General features: G+C 72.2%; 17 protein-coding genes. 9 read left to right on the forward strand and 8 right to left on the reverse strand.

Annotated features, from left to right (window positions below):
• Positions 1-24: 24 nt before the first annotated feature.
• Positions 25-1,347, reverse strand: coding sequence for a glycosyltransferase 87 family protein (locus ACLQ25_RS12490; protein WP_425731040.1), 1,323 nt, complete (start codon positions 1,345-1,347; stop codon positions 25-27).
• A gap of 76 nt (positions 1,348-1,423) precedes the next feature.
• Positions 1,424-3,946 carry a putative bifunctional diguanylate cyclase/phosphodiesterase gene (locus ACLQ25_RS12495; protein ID WP_425731041.1) on the reverse strand — a complete coding sequence of 841 codons (2,523 nt, stop codon included), beginning with the start codon at positions 3,944-3,946 and terminating at the stop codon, positions 1,424-1,426.
• A 619-nt stretch (positions 3,947-4,565) separates the two neighbouring features.
• On the opposite strand from ACLQ25_RS12495, the gene ACLQ25_RS12500 reads away from it, so the two are divergent.
• From ACLQ25_RS12500 to ACLQ25_RS12520, 5 genes are all read left to right on the forward strand, one after another.
• Positions 4,566-4,919 carry a tetratricopeptide repeat protein gene (locus ACLQ25_RS12500; protein ID WP_425731042.1) on the forward strand — a complete coding sequence of 118 codons (354 nt, stop codon included), beginning with the start codon at positions 4,566-4,568 and terminating at the stop codon, positions 4,917-4,919.
• Between the two features lie 264 nt (positions 4,920-5,183).
• Positions 5,184-5,675 (forward strand): cyclic pyranopterin monophosphate synthase MoaC, encoded by a 492-nt coding sequence (gene moaC, locus ACLQ25_RS12505; protein ID WP_425731043.1) that lies wholly within the window; start codon positions 5,184-5,186, stop codon positions 5,673-5,675.
• Positions 5,672-6,142 (forward strand): MogA/MoaB family molybdenum cofactor biosynthesis protein, encoded by a 471-nt coding sequence (locus tag ACLQ25_RS12510; RefSeq protein WP_357171769.1) that lies wholly within the window; start codon positions 5,672-5,674, stop codon positions 6,140-6,142. Before moaC ends, ACLQ25_RS12510 begins: the two co-directional genes overlap by 4 nt.
• A 116-nt stretch (positions 6,143-6,258) precedes the next feature.
• The gene (locus tag ACLQ25_RS12515) at positions 6,259-7,515 is read left to right on the forward strand and encodes a molybdopterin molybdotransferase MoeA (RefSeq protein WP_425731044.1); all 1,257 of its coding nucleotides are present in this window, start codon (positions 6,259-6,261) and stop codon (positions 7,513-7,515) included.
• Positions 7,512-7,940: a molybdenum cofactor biosynthesis protein MoaE gene (locus tag ACLQ25_RS12520; protein ID WP_425731045.1), complete on the forward strand. Its 429-nt coding sequence runs from the start codon at positions 7,512-7,514 to the stop codon at positions 7,938-7,940. Before ACLQ25_RS12515 ends, ACLQ25_RS12520 begins: the two co-directional genes overlap by 4 nt.
• A 57-nt stretch (positions 7,941-7,997) precedes the next feature.
• Here ACLQ25_RS12520 and ACLQ25_RS12525 read toward each other — a convergent pair whose 3' ends face one another.
• Positions 7,998-9,443 carry a glycosyltransferase 87 family protein gene (locus tag ACLQ25_RS12525; RefSeq protein ID WP_425731046.1) on the reverse strand — a complete coding sequence of 482 codons (1,446 nt, stop codon included), beginning with the start codon at positions 9,441-9,443 and terminating at the stop codon, positions 7,998-8,000.
• A 215-nt stretch (positions 9,444-9,658) separates the two neighbouring features.
• A complete protein-coding gene (locus ACLQ25_RS12530; protein ID WP_425731047.1) occupies positions 9,659-10,204 on the reverse strand; it encodes a DoxX family protein in 546 nt (181 codons plus the stop codon).
• Between the two features lie 134 nt (positions 10,205-10,338).
• Here ACLQ25_RS12530 and ACLQ25_RS12535 point away from each other — a divergent pair, with 134 nt between their 5' ends.
• Positions 10,339-10,887, forward strand: coding sequence for a GNAT family N-acetyltransferase (locus ACLQ25_RS12535; protein ID WP_425731081.1), 549 nt, complete (start codon positions 10,339-10,341; stop codon positions 10,885-10,887).
• A gap of 47 nt (positions 10,888-10,934) precedes the next feature.
• Here the strand turns inward: ACLQ25_RS12535 and ACLQ25_RS12540 are convergent, their stop codons facing one another.
• The 3 genes from ACLQ25_RS12540 to ACLQ25_RS12550 all read right to left on the reverse strand — a co-directional run bounded on the left by ACLQ25_RS12540 (position 10,935) and on the right by ACLQ25_RS12550 (position 13,529).
• Positions 10,935-12,173 (reverse strand): AAA family ATPase, encoded by a 1,239-nt coding sequence (locus ACLQ25_RS12540; protein ID WP_425731048.1) that lies wholly within the window; start codon positions 12,171-12,173, stop codon positions 10,935-10,937.
• A gap of 133 nt (positions 12,174-12,306) precedes the next feature.
• The gene (locus ACLQ25_RS12545) at positions 12,307-12,720 is read right to left on the reverse strand and encodes an LppU/SCO3897 family protein (RefSeq protein WP_425731082.1); all 414 of its coding nucleotides are present in this window, start codon (positions 12,718-12,720) and stop codon (positions 12,307-12,309) included.
• Positions 12,721-13,088: 368 nt separating this feature from the next.
• Entirely contained in the window at positions 13,089-13,529 is a 441-nt protein-coding gene (locus ACLQ25_RS12550; protein WP_425731083.1) for an LppU/SCO3897 family protein, read from the reverse strand.
• A 543-nt stretch (positions 13,530-14,072) separates the two neighbouring features.
• Between ACLQ25_RS12550 and ACLQ25_RS12555 the strand changes: the two genes are divergently transcribed.
• The 3 genes from ACLQ25_RS12555 to ACLQ25_RS12565 are packed head-to-tail and all read left to right on the forward strand — an operon-like array spanning position 14,073 to position 15,707.
• Positions 14,073-14,750 (forward strand): EamA family transporter, encoded by a 678-nt coding sequence (locus ACLQ25_RS12555; RefSeq protein WP_425731049.1) that lies wholly within the window; start codon positions 14,073-14,075, stop codon positions 14,748-14,750.
• Positions 14,642-15,076 (forward strand): EamA family transporter, encoded by a 435-nt coding sequence (locus ACLQ25_RS12560; RefSeq protein WP_425731084.1) that lies wholly within the window; start codon positions 14,642-14,644, stop codon positions 15,074-15,076. Before ACLQ25_RS12555 ends, ACLQ25_RS12560 begins: the two co-directional genes overlap by 109 nt.
• 10 nt (positions 15,077-15,086) lie before the next feature.
• On the forward strand, positions 15,087-15,707 hold the full coding sequence (locus tag ACLQ25_RS12565) for a prepilin peptidase (protein WP_425731050.1): 621 nt from the start codon (positions 15,087-15,089) through the stop codon (positions 15,705-15,707).
• A 104-nt stretch (positions 15,708-15,811) separates the two neighbouring features.
• Here ACLQ25_RS12565 and ACLQ25_RS12570 read toward each other — a convergent pair whose 3' ends face one another.
• Positions 15,812-19,012, reverse strand: a complete 3,201-nt coding sequence (locus tag ACLQ25_RS12570) for a UvrD-helicase domain-containing protein (RefSeq protein WP_425731051.1) — start codon at positions 19,010-19,012, stop codon at positions 15,812-15,814.
• Between the last annotated feature and the right edge of the window lie 53 nt (positions 19,013-19,065).

Here is a 19,065-nt window from a genome sequence, read left to right on the forward strand (position 1 = left end):
GTGCGACGTCGTTTCGCCCGCCGGTTACGCCGATGTGGCCCGACCGGGCAGGTGCTCGGGCGTCGGGGTGGTCGGTGCGGGCTCCGGGCGGTGCACCGCGGGTGCCCAGACGAGCAGCGCCACCGGGTAGAGCAGGTAACCGAACCGGGTGGAGGGCATGAGGGCGATGGCGGCGAGTAGCCCGTACCCGCAGATCGAAGCGACGGTCGCGGCGGTGCCGGGCGGGCGTCGCGCGAGCCGGACGGCGATGGCCGCGCCGGCCGCGACCAGGAGGGTGGCGGCGATCAGCCGGCCTCCCGGCAGGGTGGTGGCGATCAGGTGGCCGGGGAACGGGGACTGCGCCGGGCTGGTGACCAGGCCGTGGCCGAGGGGGAAGCGCAGCACGTTCTCGGTGAGGGCCCCGCGGTCGACGAGCAACGCCGGGAGCAGCGCGAGCACGGGTAGCCCGATCGCGCCGGCCGCGACCCGGGCGCCGGCTCGCCGGGTCAGACCCCAGACGATCAGGACCAGGGCGATCGGCAAGGCGAACAGCTTCAGCGCGCCGGCCAGGCCGACGGCGAGACCGGCCCGGCCCGGCCGTCCGGCCGCGGCGAGCGCGAGGGCGAGCAGGCAGAGCGCGAGTACGGGTAGGTCGTCGCCGCCGGTGGCCAGGGTCAGCGCGCAGACGGGCAGGACGGTGGCGGCCTGCACTCCCCGCAGCAGGGCGGCGTCCCGCCGGTGTTTCGCGTCGAGGGTGGCCGGCGCGGCGCGTAGCGCGACCACGGCCAGGGCGAGCGCCAGCGCGGTGCCCAGCGCGAACCACACCCGGGCGTCGGTCCACCAGACGTCGACGAGGGCTCGGGGCAGGCCGAACATGGCCATGCCCGGCTGGTACGGCGTGTATCCGAGTAGTTGCTCAGCGGGTGGTAGAGCGGCGATCGCGTCCCGACCGAGGTACGGGGTGCCGTGGTCGAGCAGTCGGATGCCGGCCTGCTCGACGACCAGCACTTCTTCCTGCGCCCGGTCGGTGCGTCCGTTGGCCCGTTCGATGCTCTGCCAGAGCACGGGTACCAGTGCGGTGGTCACCCAGGCGAAGCCCGTCACCACCCAGCGGGAGCCGAGGCCGGCCAGCCGGGGGCTGCGTCGGCGCAGCACGAGTTGGACGACCACCGCCAGCGTCGCGAACAGGTAGCCGACGGCGGCGACGGCACCCCAGGCCCGGTGCGGCAGGAGGGTCGCCGTGCTCGCGGTGATCGCCGCGAACAGGGCCGACACGGTGTAGAGACCCAGGTCGAGGGCGAGTCCGCCGGCGGCGGTGTCGAGCGTCCGCCAGCGCTGGTGGCGGGCGGTCGGTGCGTCGGCGGTCACGGCCGCCAGTCTGGCAGATCTCGCTGCTCACCCAGTTGGCCGTCTGGCCGCCGCCGGTCGGGGCGCCGGTGCCCGGTCAGGCCGGGAGGTGGCGGTCGGGGCGGGAGCGACCGGCCTGGCGGCGGGTCTGGTTGAGGCGGATCACCGCGCCGGTGTCGTGCAGCGGCGGCGCCAGCGTCCCGGGTTGGCCCCCCGAGCCGCGCTGCATCGTGGCGAGCAGGGTCCCGGCGGGCATCGGTCGGGCGAACAGGTGGCCCTGACCTGCCGAGCAGCCCAGCTCCCAGAGCGCCCGCCGCTGCGGTTCGCTCTCCACGCCTTCGGCGACCACCGCCAGGTTGAGGCTGCGGCCCAGGTCGAGGGTGGAGCGGATGACGGCCGCGGCCTCGGCCGAACTCTCCATGGTCGTGACGAAGCTGCGGTCGATCTTCAGTTCGTGCACGGGTATCCGGGAGAGCAGCGAGAGGGAGGAGTAGCCGGTGCCGAAGTCGTCCAGCGCCAACCGGACGCCCTCGTCGCGGAGCCGGCTGAGGACCCGGTCGACCACGTCGAGTTGGCTGAGCGTCAACGTCTCGGTCAGCTCCAGCACCAGCCGCTCGGGCGGCAGGTCGTGGGCGCGCAGCCGGGCCAGCACCGAGCCGGGGAAGCGTGCGTCGAGCAGGCTGCGCGGCGAGACGTTGACCGCCACCGGCACGTCGAAGCCGGCGTCACGCCAGTCGGCGGCGGCGATCAGTGCCTGGTCGAGGATCGCCTCGGCGAAGGCGGGCAGCATTCCCGAGCGTTCCACCGCCTCCAGGAAGCGCAGCGGATCGATCAGCCCGTGGGTGGGATGGTGCCAGCGGGCCAGCGCTTCGGCGCTGGTCACCTCGCCGGTGCCCAGGTCGACGATCGGTTGGAAGTTGACGATGAACTCGTGGTCGGCGACCGCGCGGGGCAGGTCACCGCCGAGGGTGAGGCGGTTCAGGTCGGCGGTGTCCCGGGTCGGCGCGTACGTGGAGATCCGCTGCCCGGCCCGCTTCGCCTGGTACATCGCCACGTCCGCGCGGCGCAGCAGCTCGGGCATGCCGCCGCTGGCCGGGGCCACGGAGATTCCGCCGCTGGCCTCGACGCTGATCCGCATTCCGTCCAGCTCGAACGGCTCGTGCAGGGCGGCCAGCAGCGTCTCGGCCCGGTGTGCGGCCACCGCCGGGGCCGGTAGCCCGCGCAGGAGTACGGCGAACTCGTCGCCGCCGAGGCGGGCCACCAGGTCGCTCGCCTGGGCGGCCCCGCGCAGCCGGTCGGCGACCTGGACCAGCACCTGGTCGCCGGCTGCGTGGCCGAGGGTGTCGTTGACCTCCTTGAAGTGGTTGAGGTCGATCAGCACCAGAGCGGTCACCCCGTCGGCGTGCCGGGCACTGAGCTGCTCGGTGCCCTGATCGAGCAGGTGCCGTCGGTTCGCGAGGCCGGTGAGGGCGTCGTGCGCGGCGGCGTACGCGTGCTCGTCGGCCACCCGGGCCAGCTCGGCGTACGCCTGTGCGTTACGGACCGCCGTGCAGAGCGCCGAGGCGAAGGTCCGCAGCGTGTACTGCTCCCGCTCGGACAGCTGCACCGGCCCACGGAAGCGCAGGCGTAGGACGCCGACGTCGACGGATCGGTCGTGGCCCTCCAGCGGGGTGGGCACGATGGTGCCGTCCACCTCGGTGGCTGTGTCGGTCGGCCCGTCGAAGGTGATGCCACCGGTGGCGCCCCGGACGGTGCGCCCACCGTCGCGCAGCTCGATCTCGACCTCGTCGGCGGAGAACAGCTCGGCAGCCTGGGTGACGGCGGTGGTGAGGACATTGTCCAGGTCGACCACGTTGAGCGCGTCGGTGGTGCGGGCGAGTCGCTGCCACGCCTGCTGCTCGCTACGGCCCCGGATGCGCGCCGAGTACGCGAGGTGCAGGCTCAACATCAGTGGCGGAACGGCAAGCAGCAGGCGGGGATCCTGCCGGAGAATGAGGAGCGTGCAGAAGGCCACGATGAATCGCACGCCGAAGCCGGCAATCCGCAGATCGAGGTTGTTCAGGAACTGACGGGAAATCGGTGTGCCGGTGGCCAGCGCGATCACCGGGATCGCCAGCAGATCGTCGAGCAGTGCCGCGACCAGGTAGATCACACCGAGGAGAGTGGCCAGCTCGACCACGCCGGCCGACGGCCATTGCCAGTGGACGGCCAGCGTGGCGACGCTCGCCCCGCCTGCCACCAGGATGTTCTTGCTGACGGCGAATGCCGCCTTGATCGCTGGCAGCTTCATGATGGCCGACGCCACACCGACGCCGGCCCCCGTTGCCAGCACCACCCACGAGGGTGGTGCGACGGCGAGGCCTATCACGATCGCCGTTTCGATCCAGGTGATGGCGTGTGTGGTCGAGCGGATCCGGATGGGCGCCATGACGATCGTGCCGAGCGCAGTCATGAAGGTCAGCGCCACGAACGTCGCGCCGTCGCCCACGGAGACGGGCGGACGGGTCAACACGTTGGCCCCGGCGAGGGCTGTCGGAACGATTGCCATTACGACGATGAGACCGACGAGCAGCAGAAGCTGCCGATCTGTCCTGGGACTCTGCGGTGACCCCTGGCTCATGAAGCTCCCGTCGTCGCCGACAGTTACCTGTTGACGACGGGAGCTTACCGCTCAGTGCCACCCGGATGTCAGAACCAGTCGCTGCCGCGCATTGCATGCTCCCTCCGCTCGTCCGGCCGTTTCCGTATTCCGGAACCGTTCTCGTGACGGGAAGCCTAAGAGGAGCTACGCGGTTTTAGTAGCAATAAATGTCGGTATACGCAACATTAGCCAAGCTGGCGAGCTTTGTGACGGTCTGTCCATGCCGCCTGAGCGGAGCGCGGTCGTACTGCACTCGCGGTTCGCAGCTTGCGCGCTGCTGAGAGGCTATCGACGTTGCCAACCTCCTCCCTAGTCTGGCGACGGTGTGCGTACGGCCTCATCCGTCAGTTTGGGTTCAGACTCAATCCGGTCGGGCAGAATCCGGTCTCTCTTGCCTGGTCGGTGTGGGTTTGGAAGGTCTGGTCGAAGGGCTGTTCCGAATTGTGGCGTCGATAGCCTTTCCCAGTGTGATCAGCTAAACACCGATGGATGTGAATTCGGGGGAACGGTGAAGATCAACCTGCTCGGTGACGTGGAGGTGCTGCTTGCTGACCACAAGTTGCACCTGGGCACACCGAAATAACGGGTAGTCTTCGCGATGCTCGCTGTTCAACCGGGCCAGTTGGTGACGCTGACCGATCTCATAGACGCAGCGACCAGATCCTTCCCCTCCTGCCGATCGAGCCGCGCGCGTAAGGGGGACCTCCCCCAGGCGATCAGGATCCTCAAGGCTTCGCTGGCGCTTCGCGACCGTACCGGCCACCGCTACGGAGAAACGGAGGTACGCCTGGACCTCGGTGTCGCCTATCGCGGTCTGGGTCGTCTGGCGGAGGCGCAACAGGAGCACGAGGTGGCCCGCAGCCTGGCGGTCGGTTCGAGCGAACGGCACGTCGAGGCTGCGGCGTTGAACGAGCTGGGCCTCGCCGAGCTGGACGACGAGACAGGGCGCTGAACTGGCCACATGGCGCTTATCGATTTCTTATCGCCGGGCTCGGTAGCTTCTCCTGCGTATCGACGAACGGGGGAGGTTCTGCCCCTGGGCAGAACCAGGTCGTCGAGACACGCCCGTCGCCGGGTCACCCCCAGCGACTCTGGTGGCGGGTGGGGCCAGGAAGGGGTGACGGTCCAGTGGATGCGCCTTAGCGCCCGGCGAGCTGCTGTCCCGTCGCCCCTTCCGAGCGCCCGCGCGTCGTACCGCACCGATAGGCTCAGCGCCGTGACCGAACCCGCGCAGCTCAGCCACGTCGACCGTGCCGGCGCGGCCCGCATGGTCGATGTCTCCGCCAAGGCGGTGACCGGGCGGCTGGCCGTCGCGGCGGGCCGTCTGCGCACCACCGCAGAGGTCGTCGACCTGCTACACCGGGACGGATTGCCCAAGGGCGACGCGCTGGCGGTGGGCCGGCTCGCCGGAATCATGGGGGCCAAACGCACCCCGGAGCTGATCCCGCTCTGCCACCCGATCGCCCTGCACGGCGTCACCGTCGACCTGCGCCTGACGACCGACACCGTGGAGATCACCGCCACCGCCCGCACGGCGGACCGGACGGGAGTCGAGATGGAGGCGCTCACCGCAGTCGCGGTCGCCGGCCTCGCGCTTGTCGACATGGTCAAGGCGGTCGACCCGGCGGCCTCGGTGGAGGCGGTCCGGGTGCTGCGCAAGGAGGGCGGCAAGACCGGCGAGTGGGTGCGGCCGGAGGACCGGCCGTGATCCGGGCCCGGGTGATCGTGGCGTCCAACCGGGCGGCGGCCGGCGTCTACGCCGACACCAGCGGTCCGCTGCTCGTCGCGGGCCTGCGTGAGTTGGGCTGTCAGGTGGACGATCCGGTGGTGGTGCCCGACGGCGAGCCCGTCGGCGACGCCCTGCGGGAGGCCGTCAGCGACGGTGTCGACGTGGTGTTGACCAGCGGTGGCACCGGCGTCACGCCGTCCGACCGGACGCCGGACGTGACCCGTGCCCTGCTGGACTACGAGATCCCCGGCATCGCCGAGGCGATCCGGTCGCACAGTCGGGAACGAGTACCCACCTCCGTGCTGTCCCGAGGGCTGGCCGGGGTGGCCGGCCGGATGCTGGTGGTCAACCTGCCCGGTTCGACGGGCGGCGCCCGCGACGGCCTCGCCGTGCTGGGGCCGATCCTCGGCCACACCGTCGACCAACTGCGCGGCGGCGACCACTGACCGCACGCGCGGAACCGGACCAGCCAGCCGCGCCGTAGCGATCACCGACCGGCCCGTAACCCGTCCCGCGTCGTCAGAGCGCGCCGGCTGTCCGTCCGTCCCGATAGGCTCGGGCGGTGCGAACGGAAACCACACCAACGGCGGCCCAGGTCGCCGCGCCCCCGCCGGCCGGGTGGGAGGAGGCGCGGTCCCGGGTGTACGCGGTAGGCCTGGCCGCCGCACTGCCCGCCGTCGCCCGGCCGCTGGTCGACACCGACGGGCTGACCCTGGCCGAGCCCCTGACCACCCGCACCGACCTGCCCGCGTTCCCGACCTCCAGCGTGGACGGCTGGGCCGTCCGGGGCGACGGGCCGTGGCGGATCGTCGGCCGGGTACTGGCCGGCAACACTCCCGCGCCGCTCACCGACGACGGCACGACCGTCGAGATCGCGACCGGAGCGATGGTCCCGGAGGGCGCCAGCGCCGTGCTGCGCGTCGAGGAGTCCACCGTCGCCGACGGTCTGGTCAGCGGAACGCCCCGGCGCACGCCGGAGTGGCGGCAGCCGGGCGAGGAGGCGTACGCCGATGAGGAGCTTCTGCCCGTCGGCACGCCGGTCGACCCGGCGGTGATCGGCCTGGCCGCCTCCTGCGGCCACGACACGCTGCGGGTCCGGCGCGCGCCGCGCGCCGCGTTGCTGGTCTTCGGCGACGAGTTGCTGACGGCGGGTCCGCCCGCGGCGGGTCGGGTGCGGGACGCGCTGGGCCCAGCGGTGCCGGCGTGGCTGCGGCGGTACGGGTGCCACGTCCGCCCCTCGGACGTGGTGGGGCCGGTGGCGGACACGCTGCCCGCGCACGTGGCGGCGCTGCGTACGGCGCTGACCACCGCCGACCTGGTCTGCACCACCGGCGGCACGATGAACGGTCCGGTCGACCATCTGCACCCCACCCTGGAGGCGCTGGGCGCCGACTACGTGGTCAACACGGTGGCGGTCCGGCCGGGCTTCCCGATGTTGTTGGCCCGGCTGGCCGATCCGGACGGGCGGGTCCGGTTCGTCGCTGGCCTGCCGGGCAATCCACAGTCGGCCATCGTCGCGCTGGTGTCACTGGTCGCCCCGCTGCTCGCCGGCCTCGCGGGTCGCTCGATGCCGGTGTTGCCGCACGCCACGTTGGCCGAGGCGGTGCCCGGGCGCGGTGACCACACCCACCTGGCGTTGGTTCGGCTGGACCGGACCGCCGGCACGGCGTACCCGGTGCGGCACGTCGGTTCGGCGATGCTGCGCGGCCTCGCGGGCGCCGACGGGTTTGCCGTCATCCGACCCGGCACCAGCGGTGCGCCGGGTGACCGGGTGCCGATCGTGCCGCTGCCGTTGCTGCCCGGGGAGCGGGCGTCGTGACCGCGCCGGCGATCACCGTCGTCGAGGTCACCGACCGGCCCCTGGACCTCGCCGCCCACGAGGCGGCGGTCGCCGACCGTCGGGCCGGCGCGGTCGTCTCCTTCCAGGGCGTCGTCCGCGACCACGACCACGGGCGTGCGGTGGTGAGCCTGGACTACGAGGGGCACCCGAGCGCCGTGCAGGTGCTGCGCGAGGTCGCCGCCGAGATCGCGGCCGACCCCGACGTCTACGCGGTGGCGGTCTCGCACCGGGTCGGCCCGTTGGCCATCGGTGACGTGGCGCTGGTCGCCGCAGTGAGCACGGCGCACCGCGCCGCCGCCTTCACCGCGTGTGCCCGACTGGTCGACGAGGCCAAGGCCCGCTTGCCCATCTGGAAGCGGCAGGTCTTCGCCGACGGCACCGAGGAGTGGGTCAACTGCCCCTGACCGGGCCATAGCCCTGGGTCGACCTGTGGCGGGCCCAGACGACGGCCAGGCAAGGTTCTAGCGGCGGCTGTTCACCACCACTGCCCGGGCGAGTCGTTCGCCGTAGAAGGCCGGCTCAGCGCCGGGCCGCCACGGCAGGGCCGCTACCAGCACGATCAGGGCGAGAGCCAGCGAGTTCTCCATCAGCGCCCCGAACAGGCCGTCCTGATAGTGCGACACCTCCGGCAACTGGTGCTCGTACGGCCAGATGGGGGAGATGAGGAACAGCAGGTAGAGCCCGACAGCCGCGACGCCGTGCCGGAGCCCGGTCAGCGTGGGATACCAGATCGGCGGGCGAAGGGCGTTCAGTCCGTTCAGGCCACCGAACGCCGGCCCTTGGCCGGTGCGCTGCGAGAGGCCCCGGCTGGCCTCGCGGCGGCGTACGGCGGCGTCGGCCAGCACGATGATCGCCGGGATCACCCAGACGAGGTGGTGCGTCCAGGAGATCGGACTGATCACGTTGGCGGTCAGTCCGACAAGCGTGAACGCGGTCAACTCGTCGCCCTCGGCGCGTGAATTGGCCGCCCGGGACAGGCCCAGCGCCAGGATCAGCACCGAGAAGGCGAGCCAGAGCAGACCGGGCGTCTCGATCGAGTCGTACAGGCGGGCCAGCAGGCCGGCGAGCGACTGGTTCGGCGTCATGTCGGCAGCGCCGACGCGCTCGGTCTGCCAGAGCACGCTGCCGAAGTAGGTACGTGATTCGTCGCCGACGATCGCGAAGGTACCGATGGTCACGCCGATCGCCGTGCCGATCGCGGTGGCCGCCACCCGCCACTGCCGGGTGATCAGCAGGTAGGCGATGAACAGCGCCGGGGTGAGCTTGACGGCGGTGGCCAGGCCGATGCCGGCGCCCGCCCAGGCGCCACCGTAGACGAAGCGCAGCAGTGGACCGTCGGTAGCGGCGTAGTGGGTGCCCCGGCGGGAGCGCCACCGCAGCCCGATGAGGTCCGCCATGATCAGGGCGAAGAGCAGGAGGTTGACCTGGCCGTAGCCCAGGGTCTCGCGGCTGGGCTCGATGGCGACGGCCAGCGGGACGGCCAGGGCCACGGTGAACCACAGTGGCCACGCCAACCGGTCCACGATGGGGCGCAGCAGCCCGGCCAGCACCAGGGCCAGCGCGGCGATGCTGGCGAAGGCGTTGACCATCCCGGCCGCGCCGATCGGCAACTGTGCCATCGGCAACATGACGAGTCCGGCGAACGGCGGGTAGGTGAAACCGAGCGTGGTGCCGGGCGCGATGAACTCGTAGAGCTCGTGACCGCTCGCCCACCACACCACCGCACCATGGTAGATCTTCATATCGAAGAAGTTGTACGGTCGCCCGAACTCGCCGATGGCGAGCCATGCGGCGTAGGCGACGGCGACCACGACGGCGGCCCGCACGACATTCTTGCGATCGATCCCCCGGGTCATGCGTTGAACTGGGGCGAGGCGGTCCGCCCGTCTACCGACAGCCGTCGGCATGGCGTGGCCACCCCCGTACCAAGGTCGTCCTACCCGTCCAGGTCCTGCACGGAGCCTAGAACGGCGCCTCACGTCAATGCCTCCCGCGTTATGCGACCGTGTCCGATCCCACACATGTTTTTGACATTTCCACCGCGTTAACGCCTACCGGGTGGTTCAGGTAATTCGCGGCCTTAGCGGGGGGTGGGGGTGACAACGAGAGGCATCGAGGCAGGTCAGCCTGGGAGTCGACGCGCGGTGGCCGCCGACCGGACGGCGATCCGCGCCTCGCGGCGGGCGGTGCGTACCGCCCGCTGCATGGAACGTCGAGAGTGGCCGATGCGGTGACCCGTACGCCAGCGCATGCCGGGCTTGCCCTCGGTGTCGACGGCCGCGAGGAGGAGACCGCCCAGGAGCCCGAGGTTCTTGAGCATGTGGATCTGGTTGTTGTTCTTGGCGATCGGGTCGTCGTTCTTCCAGAACGGATGCCCGGCGATGGTCACGGGCACCAGGGTGCCGGCGAGGACCAGCGCGGCGGGCCGGCTGAACCGGCCGGTGGCCAGCATGAGCCCCGCCCCGACCTGCGTCGCCGCGTTGAGCCGGATCAACGACTCGGTGTCGGTGGGGAAGTTCGGGTGCGCCTTCTGCAGCAACGGCGCGACCTTGTCGGTCACCGGCTTGGCGGTCTCCGCCAGTCGGTGCGGGTTGCGGAAGTTGCGGTACCCCTGGATCACGAAGATGCCGCTCAGCATGGCGCGGGCGAGGGAGCGTACGGGCGTCATGGATCAGTCATACCCCCTCGCGGCGTTTGCTACCCGGTCAACCGGCGGATCCGGATCGATCCGCGGGCGCGCGCGCCACGCCGAATCGAGCGACCATCGCTGATGGACGGGGCGTGACGGGTAACGTCGCGCGGGTGACGACGCTGCGGCTCCGCCCCGAGGACCCGGCCGACGCCGGCCCGGTGCGACGGGTGCTGGCCTCGGCGTTCGCCCGCCCGGACGTGCAGACGCCGCCGGAGGTGGGACTGGTCGACGACCTGCGGGGCACCGACGCGTGGCTGCCCGAGTTGGCCATGGTCGCCGAGTACGGCGGTGAGGTCGTTGGATACGCGCTGCTCACTCGGGTGCGGGTGCGACCCGAACGGGGTGCCGTCGTGCCGGCCCTGGCACTCGGGCCGGTGGCCGTGGCACCGCACCGACAGCGGGTCGGACACGGCAGCGCGGTGGTGCAGGCCGCCCTGGACGCCGCCACCGAGCTGGGTGAGCGGTTGGTCGTGGTGCTCGGTGACCCGGCCTTCTACCGCCGCTTCGGCTTCGGACGGGCCGCCGAGCTGGGCCTCAGCAGCCCGTGGGCCGGTCTCGGTGAGCCGTGGCAGGCGCTGGTGCTGCCACCGTCCACCAGCGAGGAGGGCGCGCCGCCACGCGGCGAGGTCGTCTTTCCCCCGCCCTGGTCCCAGGTCTGACGCGCCGGCCCGCCACCGCACCCGGCGAAGGCCGACCGTTCGCGCGGTCAGGCCGGCTGGGTACGCAGGTAGCGGCCGAAGTGCGGAACGGTGAAGGCCACCGTGCCCCGCTCGCCCGAGTAGATGAGCCCCTTCTTGATCAGGGCGTCCCGTGCCGGGGAGAGGCTGGCCGGCTTGCGGCCGAGGGCGCGGGCGATCTCGGCGGTGGGCACGGCGGCGTCCATGTCGTCGCGTACCGCCCCGCTGGCTTCGCCCTCCACCAGGGACAGCGTGGCCATCGCCCGCATGTACTCACGCTCGGCCGGGGTGGCCCGCTCGAACCGGGAGCCGAAGAACCCGACCGCCAGTTCGGCCTCGGCCTCGGGCGCGGCGACCCGGACGTCGGCCGCGGTGATCGGCGACCGTGGCGCGTGATCCCAGGTCGCCTTCCCGTACGCCTGGACGAAGTACGGGTAGCCGCCGGACTTCTCGTAGAGCAGGTCGAGCGCCTTCTGCTCGTACTCCACCTCCTCGCGCTCGGCCGGCGCGCAGAGCGCCTGGTCGGCGGCGATCCGGTCGAGCCGGTCGATGCGCTGATAGCGGAAGAGCCGCTCGGAGTACGACTTGGCGGCGCTGAGCACGGCCGGTAGGTGTGGCAGCCCGGCGCCGACGACGATCAGCGGGGCGCCGATCTGGGACATCTCGTGGCAGGCGGCGCAGAGCGCCGAGACGTCCTCCGGCCCGACGTCCTGCATCTCGTCGATGAAGAGCGCGATGCCGGTGCCGACGTCGCTGGCCACGGCGGCGGCGTCGCTGAACAGCTCGACCAGGTCGATCTCGATGTCGCCGGAGTCGGCCCGGCCACTGGCGGCGGGTACGTCGATGCCGGGTTGCCACCGGTCGCGCAGCTTGGGCGCGGCCCCGCGGCCGGTCGGCGCGGAACGCTGGGCGAACGCCTTGAGCACCCCGAGAAAGGCGTCGATCCGGTCGGGGGCGCGGTGGCGTGGGGCGAGTTCGCGGACCGCCATGTGCAGCGCGGCGGCGACGGGGCGGCGCAGTGACTGGTCCGGACGAGCCTCGATCTTGCCGGTACCCCACAGTCGGTTGATCGCCTGGGACCGCAGGGTGTTGAGCAGGACGGTCTTGCCGACGCCGCGCAGCCCGGTGAGCATGAGGCTGCGCTCGGGCCGGCCGCGGGCGATGCGTTCCAGCACGATGTCGAACACGTCCAACTCGCGCCCCCGCCCGGCGAGTTCGGGTGGGCGCTGACCGGCGCCGGGGGCGTACGGGTTGCGGACCGGATCCACGCATCGCAGAATATCGGGCACTCTAACTGGGAAGCTAGATATGGATAGATGGGGCTACGGCGTGTCGAGACCGTCGAGACAAAACTAGGGCTGTCTAGCGTCCACGCTAGACAGCCCTAGTTTCGGGAATCGTCTACTGCTTCTTCAGGCAGAGCACGTAGTCGAACAGGTCGATCGAGTTGTCGTGCACGTAGTTCGCGGTCGCCTGCGGGGCGAGCGTCTCGCACCGGTCCCCGTCGGTGGTCGCCGGGATCCGCAGCAGCACCTGATAGGTGTTCGGGCCGCACGGCACCTTACGCAGCTCCGCGTCGTCCTCGCTGCCGTCGTTGACCACGCAGTCACCCTTGGCGAACTCCTCCTCCTCCTCGTCCGGCGACGGCGCGACCGAGCTCGGCGCATCGCTGGGCAGGCCGGGAGGAACGACCGGAGCGCTCGCCGACGGCACGGGCGTGACGTCGCTGTCGGAGTCGGCGATCCGCCAGGCCGCCCAGCCGACGAGACCGAGGCAGGGGCAGAGCAGAAGCAGCACGACCAACCCCACGATCAGGGCGACCTTGCGGCCGTTGCCACCGGCGGGGGCGGCGGGCGGCATCGGGTACGCGCCGGGCGGCGGCGGGCCCAACGGTGCTCCCGGCTGACCGGGGGCGGGCGGGAACGGCCCCGGTGGAGCGTTCCACTGCGCGGGCTGCTGCGGCGGAGCGTTCCACTGCGTCGGCTGCTCCGGGGGAGCGTTCCACTGCGCCGGCTGCTCCGGGGGAGCCCACTGCGAGGGTTCCGGTGGTGGCCCCCACTGCGGGAGCGTCGGATCGACCGGTGGCGGGCCGCCGGGGCCGGTCGGCGGACGCTGGTACGGGTCGTCCGGCTGCCCGGAACCCGGTGGTCCGTAGGTCGTCATGTCATCCCCAGGGTGGGTGGTCAGCGCTGCTTGAGGCAGAGCACGAAGTCGAGAGTGTCCAGCTCGCTGTCGAAGAAGTACCAGTTCGTGTAGCCCTCGACCTTGGCGCACTTGGCCTCGGCGTCGCGTTCACCGCTGGTCGCGCCGTCGACGCGGCGCAACACCTCGTACGACTTCGGCGCGCAGCCGCTGATCAGCAGCTTGGGCTTGCCGCCCGCCGCGCCGTCGTTGCGTACACACTGCCCGACCTTGACGAACCGCGGATCGGCCGACGACTCCGGCGCCGCGGCGCTCGGCGCCGGCTCCTCCGGTTCGGTCACACCGGCGGTGGGCTCCGCCGCAGCGGCCGAGCCGCTCGGCGCGGCCGTGGTCGGCGCCGGATCGTCCGATCCCCGCAGGAACCAGTACGCGCCGCCGGCCACCACCACCAGCAGCACGACGACAGCCAGCACCGCGATCAGCGGTCCCCGCCCCCGCCTCGGCGGCCCGGATTCGGGCTCGTCACCGTCGGGCTGGTAGGGCCCGGAGCCGTAGGCCGGGTTCCCGTCGACGGTCGGGTACGCGCTGCCGTAAGGCTCCGAGGCCGCGCCGCCGTACGGCGTCCCCGTTCCGCCCCCGTACTGGCCGCCGCCGTACTGACCGCCCCCGTACTGTCCGCCGCCGTGGGGCGCTGCCGGTGCGCCTCCGTACTGGCCGCCCCCGTACTGGCCGCCCTCATGGGGCGCCGCCGGTGCGCCGCCGTACGGGCCGTCGCCGTAGGAACCGGGCCGCTGCGACGCCACCGGGTAGGGCTGGACCGTCGGCGGATAGGGCTCCGCGGCCGGCGGATAGGGCTGCTGCGGCGGCCGGTTTGGCGTCTCGTCGGGGCGTTGCCCACGCCACGGGCGTCCGTAGCCCTCACCCGGTGGTCCGTAGTTCGTCATGCCGCCCTCCTGCACAAGTGGTGAGAGGCCGGCCACCAAAGCGCGACGCCGACTCCGAGGTCACCGTAGCGTGGTCCACCGATGAGCTCACCTCCACCGAGCGCCGCCGCCGCATCCGGCCGCCGCGCCGACGCCGCGCCAAGCCTGGTCTGGACCGCGTTGATCGTGGTCTACCTGCTGTGGGGCTCCACCTATCTGGCCATCCGGATCACGGTGGAGACGCTGCCGCCGCTGCTGTCCGCCACGATGCGGTTCGCGGTGGCCGGTTTGGTGCTGGCGGTGGTGCTGCGGTTGCGCCGAGGGCCGGGCGCCCTCCGCGTGCGGCCTCGACAGCTCGGCTCGGCCGCGCTGGTCGGTGTGCTCCTGCTCGCCGGTGGCAACGGCCTGGTGGTGCTCGCCGAGTCCGGGCCGCCCGGGGTGGCGCTGCCCTCCGGCGTCGCCGCCCTGCTGGTGGCGACCGTGCCGCTGCTCGTGGTGCTGCTGCGGTCGGTCACCGGCGACCGACCGCCGCTCTGGACGTTCGCCGGGTCACCGTGGGCTTCGTCGGTCTGGTGCTGCTGGTGCTACCCGCCGGCAGCGCGGACGCGGTGCCACTGGTCGGCGCGCTCACGGTGGTGGCGGGAGCCGCCGCCTGGTCGTTCGGGTCGTTCCTGTCGGGACGGATCGAAATGCCCGCCGACCCGTTCGTGGCGACCGTGTACGAGATGGCAGCCGGAGCGCTGGCCCTGGCCGTGGTCGCCGCCGGCCGGGGCGAGCTGAGTGACTTCCACCCGTCGGCCGTCAGCGCCCGGTCCTGGTTGGCGCTGGCCTACCTCATGGTGGCCGGATCGTTGGTGGCCTTCACGGCGTACGTCTGGCTGCTACAGAGCGCGCCGATCTCGTTGGTGTCGACGTACGCGTACGTGAACCCGGCGGTCGCGGTGGCGCTCGGCGCGTTGCTCGTGGCCGAGCCGATCACGCCGCAGGTGCTGCTCGGCGGGGCGGTCATCGTCGCCGGGGTGGCCCTGGTGGTGAGCACCGAACGTCCACGCCGCAAGACAGCGGAATCACGATCGGGGGCGGCGCGGACGGGAGCCCGCCGGTAACGTCCGGCCCATGTCGGCCGCCGCGCTGCTTCCGGTGGCGGCGCTCGGTGGTTTGGCCGGTCTCGTCGTACCCCCGGTGGCCCGGCGCTTCGTCGACCGGCCGGTTGGGGCGGTCTGGCTCTGTCCACCACTGGGGGCCCTGGTCTTCGTGGGGCTCGCCGCCGCGCGGGGTGACGACCCGGCGCTGCCGGTCCTTCTGGCGGTGGCGGCGGTGGGGTTGGTGCTGGCCGTGGTCGACGTGGCGTGTCTGCGACTGCCCGACCCACTTGTCGCTGCTGCCGGCGCGCTGGCTCTCGGCGGGCTGGCCGGGGCGGCGCTGCTGGCCGGCACTCCCGGGCGACTGGTCGGCGCGCTGGCCGGTGCGGCGTTCTCCGGCGCGGCACACGTGCTGCTCGCCCTGCTGCCGAGGTCCCGGTTGGGTTTCGGGGACGTGAAGCTCGCCGCCGTCCTCGGCCTGCCGCTCGGTTGGCTGGGCCGCGATGCCCTGCTCACCGGGCTCCTCCTGCCGCACCTGCTGCACGGCGGCCTGGTCCTTGGCCTGCTCGCCGCGCGACGGGTACACCGCGACACCCTGCTCCCGCTCGGCCCAGCCCTGCTGGCCGGCGCGTGGCTCGCCGCACTCCTCAACTGACCGCGCCGCGCGTCCCGGATTGGCGTCGATCATGAAGTTGTTGCCAGCCGTATCGGCGTGTCGCGGCAACAACTTCATGATCGGCGGAAAGGTCCCCCGCCGGGTCAGATCAGGCGGAGTTGGCGGTCCTTGGGACGGCGGGGTTCGGTCTCGCCGAACCGTTCGAACAGGCCCGGATCGATCGTGCCGAGGAACGGCGAGGGTGCGCAGTCGCGTTCCGCGCCGTGCCGGGTACGGCGGGCGGCGTGGCTGACGTACAGCCGGTCCTGGGCCCGGGTCAGGCCGACGAAGAAGAGTCGGCGCTCCTCGGCGACCGCGTCCTCGTCGGGCGTCGAGCCGGGCCAGCGCAGCGGCAGCAGCCCGTCCTCGGCGCCGACCAGGAACACCACCGGGAACTCAAGGCCCTTCGCGGCGTGCAGGGTCAGCAGGGTCACCGCCTCCGCGCGCGGGTCGAGCGCGTCCACCTCGGCGCCGGTGGCCAGCTGCGACAGGAACACCTCCAGGTCGTCGCCGCAGCGGTGGGCCAGCGGGGTCAGCAGGTCCACCGCCGAGCGCACGTCGTCGGGGCGGGCCCCGCTACCCGTGCCGTCCAGGGTGGGCACGGCGAACCGCTCGGCGACCGTCTGACCGGCCAGCCGCACCCGGGCCGCCAGCGACCCGGCCAACCCGTCGGCGTGCCGCAGCTCGCGGGCGATCGCCGCCACCCCGGGCCGGTCCCGAAGCCGGTCGTGCGAGCGCTTCTGTACGGGGATGTTGGCCCTGGTCAGGGCATCGACGATCGGAGCGGCCTGCGCGTCGGTGCGGTACAGCACGGCGATGTCGGAGAATGACAGCGTGGTGGACCGGCCGTCGATCCGGCCCGAGTCCAGCGATCGGTGGGACAGCCCGCCGACCAGTTCGTCGACGGTCCGGACCACGAAGTCGGCCTCGTCGGCGACGGACGACGCCGGGTATCGGCCGACCAGCGGGGCCTCCGGGTCGAGCCGGGCCGGATCCAGTCGCCGGCCCTGGACCAGCGAGGACGGCGCGATGGCCTGCACGGCGGCGGCCAGGATCGGCGCCGACGAGCGGTAGTTCCGGTTGAGCCGGACCAGCCGGGCGTCCGTGAAGTCCTGTGAGAAACGCAGAAAGTAGCCGACGTCGGCACCCCGGAAGGAGTAGATCGCCTGGTCTGGGTCGCCGATGGCGCAGAGGTTGCCGTCGGCGGGGCTGAGCAACCGCAGCAGCTCGTACTGCACCGCGTCGACGTCCTGGTACTCGTCGACGAAGATCCACCGCCAGCGGTCCCGGTACCGCTCGACCAGCTTGCGGTCCGCCCGCAGCAGCTCCACCGGCAGCGTCACCAGCTCGTCCAGGTCGACCAGGTCCTGCTTGCGCAGCCGCGCCGTGTAGCCGGCGGTGTCGTCACCCGCCTCCGACCGGGCTGCGGTCCGCTCGGCGTCGTCGGCGATCCGGAAGCCGGCCGGCAGGCCCGCCGCGTCGGCGTTCTCCCGCAGGATCGTCAGTCCCAGCGCGTGGAACGTGCCCACGGTGACGTCCTCGGCGACCGGGCCGAGCAGCCCGTCGAGGCGGTGCCGCAGCTCCTCGGCCGCACGGCGGGTGAACGTGATCGCCAGGCAGTGCTCGGGGAAGACGTTCAGCTCCGCGCAGAGGTACGCGATCCGGTGGGTCAGCGTCCGGGTCTTGCCGGTGCCCGGTCCGGCCACGATGAGCAGTGGTCCGCCGGGCGCGGACGCCGCCACCCGCTGCATCGCGTCCAAGCGGTCCAGCAGGCCGGTGCCGACCTCCTCCATGCCGGAGAGCATCGGCTCGAACGGTTCGTGTGGTGACGGCGGCGGCGCGATCGGTGGCGCGGGAGGCGGGGCCGGCTTGCGCTTCGACTCCGCCTTGGCCGCCGCCGGGCGCTTGGCCGTCGCGCGAGCCGCCGACTCCGCCGGACGTCGCTGCGACGGCACCGACACGGGTACGTCGAACAGCGTCTCCTGCGCTGTGCCAGCGCCCCTGCCCAGCTCCGCCGGATCGAACAGCGTGATCACCCCGTACTCGCCGTCGTAACCCGGCACTCGGCGTACGTCGCCCCGCCGCAGCCGCCCGATGCCCTCGGCGAGCAGCTCACCGCCGGCCTGCGCGATGTCGGACAGCGGCGTCGTGGTCAGAATTTCCAACTCGGGGCCGAGCGCCGCGAGCAGCTCGTTGAGCCGCCCCTCGACCTTCTTCGACCGGGCGCCCACCATGTTGATCTCGCCGAGGATCTCGGCGAGCGGCACCAGATGGGTGACGTCCCGGGCGTGTGCCGGCCGGTGCCCCTCCGGACGGTCGGCCAGCTCCTCCACGCGGCTGAGGACGCCCACGGTGAGCGGCTTGCCGCACTCGGGACAGCGTCCCCCGGCCTCCCGGGTCCGCTCCGGCGGCCAGTTGACGCCGCAGAGCCGGTGCCCGTCCGCGTGGTACTTGCCCTCCTCGGGGAAGAACTCGATGGTGCCGGCCAGGCCGACACCGGTGCGCAGCGCCTCCCGGACGGCGAAGTAGTCCCGCTCAGCGGTCAGCACGGTCGCCTCCCGCCCGAGGGCCGGCGGCGAGTGCGCGTCCGAGTTGGAGACGAGCTGGTACCCGTCCAGGCTGCCGACCCGCCAGTTCATCGCCGGGTCGGACGACAGGCCGGTCTCCACGGCGAAGATGTGCTCGGCCAGATCGGCGTAGCAGTCGGCGATCGCGTCGAAGCCGGACTTCGAGCCCAGCGCGGAGAACCATGGCGTCCAGATGTGCGCCGGCACGAGATACCCGTCCGGACTGGCTTCCAGGGTGATCTCCAACAGGTCCCGCGAGTCCAGACCGAGGATCGGCCGGCCGTCGGAGCCGAGGTTGCCAATGCGCCCCAGAGCGGTGTTAAACCGGGCCACCGCCTCCAGGTCGGGCAGGTAGACCAGGTGATGCACCTTGCGCGTCCGGTCGTCCCGCTTGTAGATGGTGGAGATCTCCACGCTCAGCATGAAACGGACCGCGTCCGCGTCGGTCGTACCGGCCAGTCGTGGCGGCAGCCGGCGGGCGATGTCGCGCTCCGTCTCCGGGCTGAGCCGGTAGAGCCCCGGCTCGGCCGGGCGCAGCGTCTCGGTCAGGTGGTCGTACCAGGCGGGGTGGGTGAAGTCGCCGGTGCCGAGCAGGGCGATGCCCTTGCGCCGCGCCCACCATCCGAGGGTCGGCAGGGTCAGGTCCCGGCTGCACGCGCGCGAGTACTTCGAGTGGATGTGCAGGTCCGCGACGAAGGGCGCAAGGCCACCGGGGGGTACGTCACTGAACGGGGGCACGCCGCATCCTGTCACGCCCGCCACAAGGCCCGCCCTCCGCCACGCGCGGACGT

The sequence above is a fragment of the Micromonospora sp. DT44 genome, from assembly GCF_049841635.1.
GTDB lineage: Bacteria > Actinomycetota > Actinomycetes > Mycobacteriales > Micromonosporaceae > Micromonospora.